A 12498-nucleotide genomic window follows, 5' to 3' on the forward strand; every position below is an offset into this window, starting at 1 on the left:
GCTCAGCCCCTGGCCCGCGCGGCCGGCCCCCGGTCCCAGGTCGCGGCCGACACGCCGCGCTCGCGCAGCTTGTACTTCTGCACCTTGCCGTTCTCGGTGCGCGGCAGGTCGTCCAGCAGGTCGACATAGCGGGGCACGGCGAAGTAAGGCAGTCGCCCCTCGCAGAAGCGCATGAGTTCGTCGGGATCGACGCGGCTGCCGGGCCGGGCCACCAGCGCCGTCATCACCTCGTCCTCCGCCAGTTCGGAATGCACCGGGTAGACGGCGCAGGCGGCCACGCACGGATGGCTCAGCAGCACCTGCTCGACCTCGAAGGAGGAGATGTTCTCGCCCCGGCGCCGGATCGCGTCCTTGATGCGGTCGACGAAGCGGAAGGCGCCGTCGGCGTCGCGCAGCACGCGGTCGCCGGTATGGCACCACAGGTTGCGCCAGGCCTCGACGGTCTTCTGCGGCATGTTGAAGTAGCCGCTCGCGAAGGCGTAGGGCTCGTCGGCGCGCAGCAGCAGTTCGCCGGCCTCGCCCGGCGGCAGCTCGGCGTCGTCCTCGTCGGCGACCCGCGCCTGGAAGCCCGTCCGCAGCCAGCCCATCACGCCGCCGCGCGGCGAATCGGGGGCGGTGGCGATCGCGAAGTTGGTCTCGGTCGAGCCGTAGCCTTCGAGCAGCCGCACGCCGGTGCGCGCCAGGAAGGCCTGGGCCGCCGCCGCCGGCACGCCCGGGCCGAGCCCGGTGCGAACCCGGTGCTCCCGCTCGCCGGGCCCTTCGGGCTGGGCCAGAAGGATCGGCACCATCGCGCCGAGCAGGTAGACCACGGTGGCGCCGCTGGCGCGCATCGAGGGCCAGAAGCCCGAGGCCGAAAAGCGCGATTCGAACACCACCTCGGCGCCCGTGAGCGCGGCCTGAGCGAAGGTGTTGAGCGCATTGATGTGGAACAGCGGCAGCGTGGTGCACAGCACGTCGTCGGCGCCGACACCGAGCACCTCGGCGCTGTTCACGCCCCACCAGAAATACTGGGCATGCGGGCAGATCACGCCCTTGGCCGGGCCGGTGGTGCCGGAGGTGTAGAGGATCGCGAGCGGGTCGCCGGGCTGGACCGCCGCCGGCGCGATCGGCTCGCCGCCGAGCGGGTACGGCACCAGCCGGATGCCCGCGGGCGGCTGCCAGGCGGCCTGCGCGTCACCGATGACCCAGATCTCGCGCAGCGCGGTTCGGGCCAGGTCCGCGGTCTGCAGACGCTCCAGCCAATCCGCCTCGATCACGAGCAGCTTCGCCTCGCTGTTGGCGAGGAAGTACTCGATCTGCGGACCCATCGACGCCGTGTTGACCGGCACCGCGACGGCGCCGAGCCAGCCGGCGCCGAGAAAGGCCTCGAGGAACTCGATGCGGTTGCCGCACATCAGGGCCACGCGGTCGCCGCGCGCCACGCCCGATTGCGCCAGGGCCGCGGCGCGCGCCGCGGCGGCTGCGGCCGCATCGGCATGYGACCACGCGCGGCCCGCCACCCGCAGCAGCGGACGCTGGGCGAACAAGGCCGACTGGCGCTGCAGCATCGCGGGCAGCGTGCGCCCGGCGGCGGGCAGCGCGCGGACCTCATTCATCATCGTGGGTGCCTCCGCCGAGGTAGGTGGCCTGGACCCGCGGGTCGCTCTCGAGCTCCTGCGAGGCGCCCGACAGCGCGATCTCGCCGGTCTCGAGCACGTAGCCATGGTCGGAACTCTCGAGCGCGGCGCGCGCGTTCTGCTCCACCAGCAGGATCGACACGCCGTCCTCGCGCAGCTTGCGCACGATCATGAGGATGTCGCGCACGATCAGCGGCGCCAGGCCCAGGCTGGGCTCGTCGAGCATCAGCAGGCGCGGCGCCGACATCAGTGCGCGGCCGACCGCGAGCATCTGCCGCTCGCCGCCCGACAAGGTATCGGCGCGTTGCGCACGCCGCTCGGCCAGCCGCGGAAAGCGCTCGTAGACCGATTGCAGCTGGCGCTTCAGCGCGGCGCTCCCCAGCCGTTTGGAAAAGGCGCCGAGCTGCAGGTTGTCGAGCACGCTGAGCTCGCCGAAGAGCTCGCGCTTCTCGGGCACCAGGCACAGCCCTCGCTCCACGCGCGCCTCGACGTCGAGGCCGTGCAGGTCCTCGCCTTCGAAGCGCAGAAGGCCCTTGCTCGGCAACAGGCCCATCGCCGCGGCCAGCAGCGTGGTCTTGCCGGCGCCGTTGGGGCCGATCACGGAAATGATCTGGCCGTGTTCCAGGTTGAGCGAGACGCCGCGCACGGCGTCGACCTGACCGTAGGACACGTGCAGGTCGCCTATTTCCAGCATCGCGGTCATACGACGCTCCCCAGGTAAGCAGCCTGCACCCGTTCGTCCGCGCGCACCGCCGAGGGCACGCCCTCGACCAGCTTGGAGCCGAAGTTCATCACCACCAGCCGGTCCACCAGTTTCATCACGAAGTCCATGTCATGTTCGACGATCAGGATGGTCACGCCGTCGTCGCGCAGCTTGCGCAGCAGGTCGCCGAGCGCCATCTTCTCCTTGCGCCTGAGGCCGGCGGCGGGCTCGTCGAGCACCAGCAGCACCGGGTCGGCAGCGAGCGCCCGCGCGATCTCCAGGATGCGCTGCGTGCCCAGCGGCAGGCTGCCGGCGAGCTCGTGGGCGCGGTCGCCGAGGCCGATGCGGTCGAGCTGGCGCTGCGCTTCCTGCAGGATCTGGCGCTCCTCGGTGCGGTCCAGCCGCAGGCCGGCCTTGAGCACGCCCGAGGTGGTGCGCGAGTGGGCACCGAGCGCGACGTTGTCGAGCAGGCTCATGTGCGGGCGCAGCTTCACGTGCTGGAAGGTGCGCGCCAGACCGAGCCGCGCCACCGTGCGCTGCGGCAGGCCCGCGATGTCCTGGCCCAGGAATCGCACCTGGCCCGCGGTCATCGGCAGCGTGCAGGTCAGCAGGTTGAACATGGTCGACTTGCCGGCGCCGTTGGGCCCGATCAGTCCGACGATCTCGCCCGCCTTGACATCGAAGCTCACGTCGTTGACCGCCACCAGGCCGCCGAAGCGCTTGACCGCACCGGTCACCGAGAGGATCGGCGAGCCGCGGTCGGGCAGGCTGCGATGCGGCAGCGGCTCCACCGGCACCGCGGGCTCGCGCGACGGCGCCGCGGCGAAGCGCCCGCGCGTCCAGCGCCGCACGAAGCCCATCAGGCCGCCGCGGGCGAAGTGCAGCAGCAGGATGAAGATCGTCGCGAAGGCCACCGCCTCGAGCTGGCCGGCGCGCTGCGTGAGCATCGGCAGCACGTCCTGCAGGCCGTTCTTGAGGATCAGCACCAGCGCCGAGCCGACCAGCGCGCCCGCCAGCTGCCCGAGACCGCCCGCCACCGCCATCAGCAGGTACTCGATGCTGGCGCGGACGTCGAAGGGCGACGGGCTCACGAAGCGGTTCATGTGCGCATAGAGCCAGCCCGCGAGGCCTGCGAACAGCGCCGCCGTGACGAACAGCGAGAGTCGCACGCGATAGGCATCGGCGCCCACGCTGGCGAGCAGGGTCGCGCCGCCACGCAGGCTGCGGATGGCGCGGCCCGGCCGCGACTGCAGCAGGTTGTGGCTGAACAGGAAGGCCAGCCCGACCAGCGCCCAGATCAGGTAGTAGATGGCGCGCGGATCGGCCAGCGACCAGGTCCCGATCGTCAGCGGCGGGATGTTCGACAGCCCCGTGTGCCGCCCCAGCGCATCGACGTTGCCGAACAGCATCGCGATCGACAGCCCCCAGGCGATGGTGCTGAGCGGCAGGAAGTGGCCGCCCAGGCGCAGCGTGAGCATGCCGATGGCGAGCGCCGAGAGCCCGGTCAGCAGCAGTGCGAACAGCAGCCCGAGCCACGGCGACAGGCCTTGGGCGGTGGTGAGCCACGCGGTCGCATAGGCCGCGATGCCGACGAAGGCCGCCTGCCCGAAGGAGGTGGCGCCGCCGATGCCGGTCAGCATCACCAGGCCCAGCGCGACCAGCGCGCCGATGCCGATGTCGTTGAGCAGCGAGACCGTGAAATTGCCGGCCAGCATCGGTGCGACGGCCAGCACCACGACCACCAGGCCGATCCAGAAGTTGCGAGTCCGAACGAGGCTCATTGAAAAACCTTCGCGCGGCAGCGCTTCGGTATTCGCCTTGGGAGCGGCCCGGCGGCTCATTGGTCCACCTCGTCTTCTTCCTCTTCGGAATGCACGCTCATGAAGGAGCGCAGCATCAGCACCGGGATCAGCAGGCTGAAGACGATCACGTCCTTCAGCGCGCCGCTCCAGAACGAGGCGAAGCTCTCGACCACGCCCACCGCGAGCGCGCCGATGGCGGTCATCGGGTAGCTCACGAGGCCGCCGATGATCGCGGCCACGAAGGCCTTGAGGCCGATGATGAAGCCGGAGTCGTAGTACATGGTGGTCACGGGCGCGATCAGCACCCCGATCAGGCCGGCCAGCAGCGAGGCGCTGCCATAGGCCAGCAAGGCGGTGCGCGCCGGCCGGATGCCGACCAGCCGCGCACCGACGCGGTTGACTGCGGTGGCGCGCAGCGCCTTGCCGGCCACCGTGCGCTCGAACACCAGGAAGAACAGGCCGCTCAGCACGATGGCCGCACCGACCATCAGCACCACCTGCCCGCTCACGGAGAAGCCGTCGCCGAGCGCGATGCTACCGCCGGCGAGCGGCTGGGTGCGCGAACCCTCAGGGCCGAAGAACAGCAGACCCAGGCCCGACAGCAGGAAGTGCAGCGCCAGCGAGACGATCAGCAGCACCAGCACCGAGGCATCCGCGATCGGCTGGAACACCACGCGCGCCAGCAGCGGCGCGATCGGCACCACCAGCAGCACGGTGACCGCGATCTGCACCGCCGCCGGCATGCCCGGCCGCGCGGTCGCCCAGGCCAGCAGGCAGGGCAGCAGCGGCAGCACGCCCCAGGCCAGGATGGCCTTGGGCACCTTGCGGCCCTCGCCGCGCCGCAGCAGGCTGCCGACCTCGGTCAGCACCGCGAGCGCGGCCAGCACCATGACCAGGCCGATCGTCGGCGGCAGGCGGCCGGTCTCGAAGGCCGCCAGCGTCAGCGCCGCGAAGGCCGCGATGTCGCCGAAGGGCACGAACACCACCCGCGTGACGGAAAAAATCAGCACCAGCCCGAGCCCTGCGAGCAGATAGACCGCGCCATTGGCTAGCCCGTCGATGCCCAGGATGAGCGCCACGTCCCATGTCATTGAAATGCCCTTCGCATGATCGTCCTGAAGTTGCTATTGAAGAAAAGGTGCGTGAGGATCAGGCCGCCGCCGGGCCGCTCCCAAGGCGGCCTGCGGCCCCCTCGGGGGGCAGCGACCACACAAAGTGAGGGAGCGTGGGGGCCACATTCAGGGGGCGAGTTTCCATTGGCCGTTGTCGAGCTTGACGATCACGCGGGCGCGCTCGTCGACGCCGTAGAGATTGCCCGGCTTGAAGTTGTAGACGCCATGCGTGCCCACCACTTCCTTGGTGCTGGCGATGGCGTCGCGCAGCGACAGGCGGAACTCGGGCGTGCCCGGCTCGCCCTTGGCGCGCGCGGCGGCATCGGTGAAGACCAGCCAGCCGTCGAAGGAGTAGGCCGAGAAGGCGTCGCTGGTCGGCGCGTTGTTGACCTTCTGGAAGGCGGCGCGGAAGTCCATCGCGATCTTCTTGGTCGGGTAGCCGTCGGGCAGCTGCTCGGCGACGATCACCGGGCCGGTGGGCATCAGGGCGTTCTGGCCGGAGGCGCCGACGACGCGCACGAAGTCGGGGTTGATCAGGCCGTGCTGCCCGTACACGGGCCCCTTGAAGCCGCGCTCGGTCAGCGCCAGGAAGGGCAGCGCGCCCGGCGTGCCGGCGCCGCCGGTCATCACGGCATCGGGCTTCATCGCGACCAGCTTGAGCACCTGGCCGGTGACCGAGGCGTCGGCGCGCGCATAGCGCTCGTTGCCCAGCACCTTGATGCCGGCCTCGGGCGCCGACTTCATCAGCGCGTTGTAGACCAGGTCGCCCCAGGCGTCGGAGAAGCCGATGTAGCCCACCGTCTTGACGCCGTCCTTCTTCATGCGCTGGACCACCGCGTCGATCATGAGCTGGGTCGGCTGCGCGACCGTGAACACCCAGGCGTTCTCGGCGGCGTCGAGCTGGATCGGGGTCAGGCCGATCATCGGCACCTTGGCGTCGCGGCCCACCTGCGCCATCGCGATCGCGGCCGGCACGCCCGAGGTTCCCATCAGCACGTCGACCTTGTCCTCCTCGACCAGCTTGCGCGCATTGCGGCCCGCGGTGGTCGGATCGGAGCCGTCGTCGAGCACGATCAGCTGGATCTTGCGGCCGTTGACCTCCGGCTTGTAGGCCAGCGCGGCCTGCATGCCCTTGGCGTAGGGCACGCCGAGCGAGGAGTTGGGGCCGGAGAGCGAGACGCTCAGGCCGACCTTGAGGTCGGCCGCGAACGCCGCTGCCGTGAGGCCGGCGCCCAGCGCGGCCGCCAGTGCGCTGCGGGTCAAGGTCTGCATCAAGCTCTTCATGTCGGGACTCCTGGTGGATGGAATAGATGAGCGGGTCGCTCAGATGAACAACTGGATCGCCGGCAGCGCGCGCCCGGCCTGGAGAAGGTCGACGCGCTTCTGCCGGATCGCCCAGCCGGAGGGCGTGCGCAGGAGCAGATGGCGGCAGGTGCCGGCCAGCAGGTGCTGCTGCTCGCCGCGTGCCTCGACATAGATGAAGGGCGTGCTGAGCGACACCTCGCCGGCGGCATCGTCCTGGTGTTCGATGCGCGACAGCTGCAGCACGTGCTGGCAATGGCTGGCCGGATGCTGCGAATGCGCGCGCGGGTTCTTCAGGCGCTCGATGCGAAGCTGCAGCAGCAGCCGGTCCTCGTAGGCGATCGAGTTGTGCGAGAAGGGATCGGCCTGCGCCGCGCCTTGCAGCGGCACCCAGTAGTGGCCGTCCTCGGCGAACAGCGCCAGCCAGTCGTCGAAACGGCCGGCGTCGAGCAGGGCGGCCTCGGCGGCCACGAAGTCTTCGGGGGTCGTCACGCGCTCGTCTCCACGTCGTCCGCCATGAACTTCTTCCAGGCGCGGAACTGGTTGCGCATCAACAGCTCGTTGGTGCCGTTGGTGGTGATCGTCGATTGCTGCAGCTCCGACGGATCGAAGTTGCGATGCAGGCTGACCCACTCGTTGCCCTCGGCGCGCAGGCCCTGCTGCATGCTCTCGAACAGGTGCACGTCGTCATGCGCCACCACCGACATCGGCGAGAAGACCAGCCGGTTGTAGGTCATCGCGCGCTCGAACAGCAGATCGGGTGCGCCGGCGGCACGGAAGCTCCAGGCCTCGACCAGCGTGCGGTCGGCGGCCAGCGGCCGGATCACGCGGATCGCCTGCGGCGAGCCCTTGACCGACAGGCTGGGGAAGAACACCGAGTTCTGCGGCGAGCGCTGCAGGATCTCGATCGCGCGCTCGGCGCCATGCGCATCGCGCATCGCCTGCTCGTAGTCCGGCAGCTGCGCGTAGTTCGAATGGATGCTGAAGTTGACGCCCAGCACGCTGTGGCCGTTGGCGAACACGCGGCCGCCCATCCGGTCGAAGAAGTCATAGCCGGAGCCGAAGGGCAGGATCTGCTCCATGGCCATCGGCTTGGGCGCGTCGGGTTCGCGGCCCTGCCACAGCGCATCGGCCGCCTGCGTGGCCGACTCGTGGGTCGACATCGGATGCACCGTGTCGTTGATGTTCTCGAGGTACATCTTCCAGTTGCAATGGATGATGTTGCGCAGCACGCCGCCGCCGACCGCGAGCCGGCCCTCGGGCGAACGGTCGACCATGTTGTCGATCGATTGCAGCACCTCGCCGAAATAGTCCTCGAAGCCCGGACCCTGATCGGCCAGCCGCGCGAACACGAAGTCGCGGTACACGGCCACGTGCTTGAGCTCCGTGAGCCCCTGCCCCGATTCGCATTCCCTCAGGCGCGTGCCTTCATAGCCGCTCTTGAGCGGGATCGCGAGCGGCGCGCCGTCGAGCTTGTAGGTCCAGGCGTGGTACGGGCAGCGGAAGAACTTGCCCGTGTTGCCGCTCTCGTCCGTGACCAGCCGGCTGCCCTTGTGGGCGCAGCGGTTGTAGAACACGCGCACCGCGCCGTCGGGCTGGCGCACCATCATCACCGGCCGGCCCGCGAGATCCAGCGACCAGAAGTCACCGGTGTTCGGCACCTGGCTCGCGTGCCCCACGTAGAGCCAGGTGTTGGCGAAGAACCGCTCCTGCTCGAGCGCGAACAGCTCTTCGCTCAGGTAGAGGTCGCGGTGCACGCGATCGTCCTGGACGAGCGCGCGGATCGCATCCGGTCGGTCGCGATAGGTGGTCATCTACGGAACCAGCTTCCACTGGCCTTTTTCGCTGCGCACGATCACCACCGCGCGCTGGTCGGAGCCATAGCGGTTGTCGGGCTTGAAGTTGTAGATGCCGTGGGTGCCGGTCAGCTCCTTGGTGCTCACGATCGCGTCGCGCAGCGCCGTCCGGTAGGCCGGCGTGCCGGGCTCGCCCTTGGTGCGCGAGGCGGCGTCGGCCAGCAGCAGGTAGGCGTCGTAGGTGTAGGACGAGAAGGCGTCGTTCGGCGGCGCGCCGTTGGCCTTCTGGTAGGCGCTTCGGAAGGCCATCGAGACCTTCTTGATCGGATTGCTGTCGGGCAGCTGGTCGGCCACCAGCACCGGGCCGCTGGGCACCTGCAGGCCCTCGATGGACGCGCCGCCGACGCGCACGAAGTCGGCATTGATCAGGCCGTGCGTGCCGTAGATCTGGCCCTTGTAGCCGCGTTCGGCGAGCGCAAGATAGGGCAGCGCGCCCGGCGTGCCGGAGTTGCCGGCGAACACGGCATCCGGCCGCGCCGAGATGATCTTGAGCACCTGGCCCGCCACGGACGAGTCGCTGCGCGCATAGCGCTCGTTGGCGACCACCTTGATGCCGGCGGCTTCGGCGCTCTTCATGAGCGAGTCGTAGGCCAGGTCGCCCAGCGCGTCCGAGAAGCCGATGAAGGCCACCGTCTTGACGCCCGACTTCTTCATGCGCTCGACCACCGCCGCGACCATCATCGGAAAGGGCTGCGACACGGTCACGGTCCAGGCGCCTTCGGGGCCCGGGATGGTGACCGGCGTCGGCGAGATCAGCGGCGTGTTGAGCTCGCGCGCCACGGCCGCGATCGCCATCGCACCGGGCACGCCCGAAGTGCCGATCAGCACGTCGACCTTGTCCTCGACCACCAGCTTGCGGGCATTGCGCCCGGCGGTGGTCGGGTCGGAGGCGTCGTCGAGCACGATCAGCTCGACCTTGTGGCCGGCCAGCGTCGGATGCTCGGCGATGGCGGCGCGGATGCCCTTCTCGTAGGGAATGCCCAGCGCCGACACGGGGCCCGAGAGCGAGCTGATGAAGCCGACCTTGAGGTCGGCGGCCATGGCCTGCGCTGCGGCAAAAGCCACGGCGCCGACGGCGAGGGTTCGAATGGATGTGCGCATGATCAATGAGTTCCGAAAGGCGATGCGATCAAAGTCCCGCACCAGATGCAAGGGACATTTCAGGAATACCGCGGAACCGGCTCCGCCGGGCCGCTGGTATTGCCCCCGGTAGGGGGTGGGCGGCTACACGAAGTGAGCCAACCTGGGGGCGAGCTATGGCACCAGCTTCCATTGACCCTTCTCGAGCTTGACGATCACGCGCGAGCGCTCGTCCGAGCCATAGCGGTCGTCGGGCTTGAAGTTGTAGACGCTGTGCGTGCCGGTCAGCTCCTTGGTGCTCACGATCGCGTCGCGCAGCGCCACGCGGTAGGCCGGCGTGCCGGGTTCGCCCTTGGCGCGCGCGGCGGCGTCGAGGAACAGCAGCCAGGCGTCGAAGGTGTAGGCCGAGAAGGCATCGGTCGGCGGCGCGCCGTTGGCCTTCTGGTAGGCCGCGCGGAAGTCCATCGAGACCTTGCGGATCGGGTTCGAATCGGGCAGCTGCTCGGCCACGATCACCGGGCCGGTCGGCGCCAGCAGGCCTTCGACCGACGCGCCGCCCACGCGCACGAAGTCGGGATTGATCAGCGCGTGCATGCCGTAGATCTGGCCCTTGTAGCCGCGCTCGGCCAGCGCCAGGTAGGGCAAGGCGCCGGGCGTGCCCGAGGTGCCGGTGATCACCGCGTCGGGCTTCAGCGCCACGATCTTCAGCACCTGGCCGGTGACCGAAGTGTCGGCGCGCGCATAGCGCTCGTTCGACACCACCTGGATGCCGGCCGGCTCGGCGCTCTTCTTGAGCGCGTCGTAGACCAGGTCGCCCCAGGCGTCGGAGAAGCCGATGTAGCCGACCGTCTTCACGCCCGACTTCTTCATGCGCTCGACCACTGCGCTGACCATCAGCGGCGCCGGCTGCGGCAAGGTGACCATCCAGGCGCCGTCGTCGCCCGGCAGGTTGGCGTTGGCGATCGAGATCAGCGGTGTCTTGGTCTCGCGCGCGACCGCGGCGATGGCCAGCGCGCCGGGCGAACCCGCGGTGCCGATGATCACGTCGACCTTGTCCTCGTCGATCATCTTGCGCGCGTTGCGTGCGGCGGTCGACGGGTCCGAGGCATCGTCGAGCTGCACCAGCTGGATCTTGCGGCCGTTGAGCTCCGACTTGTAGGCCAGCGCGGCCTTCATGCCCTTCTCGTACGGGATGCCCAGCGAGGACACCGGCCCCGACAGCGAGGTGATGAAGCCCACCTTGAGATCGGCCGCCAGCGCGCTGGCGGCGGTCAGGGCGCTGAAGCCGGCCACAAGGCCCGCCAGTGCGCAGATTCGGGTCAAGACTTTCATGCAAACCTCCTGAGGTTGGAGCCAAACGAAGAAGAACCGAGGGCGTCGAACAAAAACATGATTTGTGAAATGTTTAAGTGTCAATAATGCTAGTGAAGCTGTGGCGCGCTGACAAGGGTGGGAACGATGAGTGGCGGGTGCTTGGCGTCAAAGGGCCAGGCTGCCGACGCTGGTGCCACCGCACACGTACAGCACCTGCCCCGTGACGAAACTGTTCGCGGGGTCGGCAAAGAAACGCACGGCCCGTGCCACGTCGGCCGATTCGCCGAGCCGCCTGACCGGCACCGAGGCCGCGAGCGCACGCTCCTTGTCGCTGCCGGCCTCGACGACGTCGTAGAACATGTCGGTGCGGATCGGGCCCGGCGCGACCACGTTCACCGTGATGCCCTCGGGCGCGAGTTCGAGCGCCCAGGTGCGCGCCATGCCCAGCATGCCGGCCTTGGTGGCCGAATAGCTGGTGCGCGAGGCGAGACCCAGCGCCGCGCGCGACGACAGCAGCACCACGCGACCGAAGCGCTGCGCGCGCATCGCCGGCAGCGCCGCCTGCACCAGCTGGATCGCGCAGCCCAGGTGCAGGTCGACCAGCGCATCGAGGTCGTCGAGCTTGACGTCGGCGATCAGCGCCGGCCGGATCACGCCGGCGTTGTGCACCACGGTGGTCACCTCGAAGCGCCGCACCAGTTCGGCCGCGGCCTGCGCGGTGGCCGCGCGATCGGCGAGATCGACCTCGATGCTGTGCAGCTTCGGATGCTCGACGTCGCTGCGACGGCGCGCGAGCGAGACGACTTCGTAGCCTTGCGCGAGCAAGTCCTCGCAAATAGCCTTGCCGATCCCGGCGCTGCCGCCGGTGACGGCCGCGACCCGGGCCGTCATGCCGAGGCTCCAACCAGCGCCAGCACGCGCAGCGGGCTGCCGCTGCCTTTCTCGATCTTGAGCGGCGGGCAGATCAGCACCGCGCCCGCGGGCGGCAGCAGGTCGAGGTTGCTGAGGCACTGCAGGCCGTAGCGCCCGGCCCCGTGCATGTAGTAGTGGCACGGATACGGCGGCCGCAGGTGGTAGCCCTGGCCGGCATCGGTGCCGATGGCCTCGGAGCCGAAGCCGATCACGTCGCGCTCTTCGACCAGGAAGCGCACCGCCTCGGTGCTTGGGCCCGGCGTGTGCTGGCCGGTCTCGTCGAAGTTCTGGTAGGCCTCGGGGTCCTGGCGCTTCGACCAGTCGGTGCGCATCAGCGCCCAGGCGCCCTTCGGGATGCGGCCATGGCGGCTCTCGTAGCGTTCGATGTCCGCGATGCTCAGCAGGTAGTCGTCGTCGGCCTTGACCTGTTCGGAGCAGTCGATCACGCAGGCCGGCGCGACGAAGTGCTGCACCGGAATCGTGTCGACCGAATTGTTCGGCAGGTCGCGGCCCGAGATCCAGTGGATCGGCGCGTCGAAGTGGGTGCCCGTGTGCTCGCCGCAGGAGAAGTTGTTCCAGTACCAGCCCGGCCCGCGCTCGTCGTACTTCGACACCTCCTCGATCCGGAAGGGCCAGCACTGGCCCATCTCGGGCGGCAGCGCGATCTGCGGGAACTCGGGCGTCAGGGTCTGCGTGAGGTCGACCACGCGGATGCGGCCGCTGGCCATCGCGCTCACCAGGCCGCCGAGGATCTCGGCGGCGGACATCAGTTCGGTTGTCGTCGTCATCGTGTTGCTCCTG

General features: G+C 69.4%; 11 protein-coding genes. All 11 read right to left on the bottom strand.

Features of this window, described 5'->3' with window-relative positions; all coding sequences use genetic code 11:
- Positions 1-2: 2 nt before the first annotated feature.
- Positions 3-1598 (bottom strand): ATP-dependent acyl-CoA ligase, encoded by a 1596-nt coding sequence (locus tag AC1D2O_RS14480; protein ID WP_478157257.1) that lies wholly within the window; start codon positions 1596-1598, stop codon positions 3-5.
- Positions 1588-2319 (bottom strand): ABC transporter ATP-binding protein, encoded by a 732-nt coding sequence (locus AC1D2O_RS14485; protein ID WP_478157258.1) that lies wholly within the window; start codon positions 2317-2319, stop codon positions 1588-1590. Before AC1D2O_RS14485 ends, AC1D2O_RS14480 begins: the two co-directional genes overlap by 11 nt.
- Positions 2316-4100 (bottom strand): branched-chain amino acid ABC transporter ATP-binding protein/permease, encoded by a 1785-nt coding sequence (locus tag AC1D2O_RS14490; protein ID WP_478092054.1) that lies wholly within the window; start codon positions 4098-4100, stop codon positions 2316-2318. The genes AC1D2O_RS14485 and AC1D2O_RS14490 overlap by 4 nt, the downstream gene beginning before the upstream one ends.
- 56 nt (positions 4101-4156) lie before the next feature.
- A complete protein-coding gene (locus tag AC1D2O_RS14495; RefSeq protein WP_478092052.1) occupies positions 4157-5212 on the bottom strand; it encodes a branched-chain amino acid ABC transporter permease in 1056 nt (351 codons plus the stop codon).
- Positions 5213-5359: 147 nt separating this feature from the next.
- A complete protein-coding gene (locus AC1D2O_RS14500) occupies positions 5360-6517 on the bottom strand; it encodes an ABC transporter substrate-binding protein (protein WP_478092050.1) in 1158 nt (385 codons plus the stop codon).
- A 39-nt stretch (positions 6518-6556) separates the two neighbouring features.
- Positions 6557-7027, bottom strand: a complete 471-nt coding sequence (locus tag AC1D2O_RS14505) for an aromatic-ring-hydroxylating dioxygenase subunit beta (RefSeq protein ID WP_478092048.1) — start codon at positions 7025-7027, stop codon at positions 6557-6559.
- Positions 7024-8349: an aromatic ring-hydroxylating dioxygenase subunit alpha gene (locus AC1D2O_RS14510; protein WP_478092047.1), complete on the bottom strand. Its 1326-nt coding sequence runs from the start codon at positions 8347-8349 to the stop codon at positions 7024-7026. The genes AC1D2O_RS14505 and AC1D2O_RS14510 overlap by 4 nt, the downstream gene beginning before the upstream one ends.
- Positions 8350-9492 (bottom strand): ABC transporter substrate-binding protein, encoded by a 1143-nt coding sequence (locus AC1D2O_RS14515; protein ID WP_478157260.1) that lies wholly within the window; start codon positions 9490-9492, stop codon positions 8350-8352.
- A gap of 153 nt (positions 9493-9645) precedes the next feature.
- Complete coding sequence (locus tag AC1D2O_RS14520) at positions 9646-10803, bottom strand: ABC transporter substrate-binding protein (RefSeq protein WP_478093782.1); 1158 nt, start codon at positions 10801-10803, stop codon at positions 9646-9648.
- A 147-nt stretch (positions 10804-10950) separates the two neighbouring features.
- A complete protein-coding gene (locus AC1D2O_RS14525; RefSeq protein ID WP_478093783.1) occupies positions 10951-11676 on the bottom strand; it encodes an SDR family oxidoreductase in 726 nt (241 codons plus the stop codon).
- Entirely contained in the window at positions 11673-12485 is an 813-nt protein-coding gene (locus tag AC1D2O_RS14530) for a cyclase family protein (protein ID WP_478093785.1), read from the bottom strand. The genes AC1D2O_RS14525 and AC1D2O_RS14530 overlap by 4 nt, the downstream gene beginning before the upstream one ends.
- Positions 12486-12498 lie beyond the last annotated feature (13 nt).

The sequence above is a fragment of the Variovorax sp. P1_G12 genome (assembly GCF_056405555.1).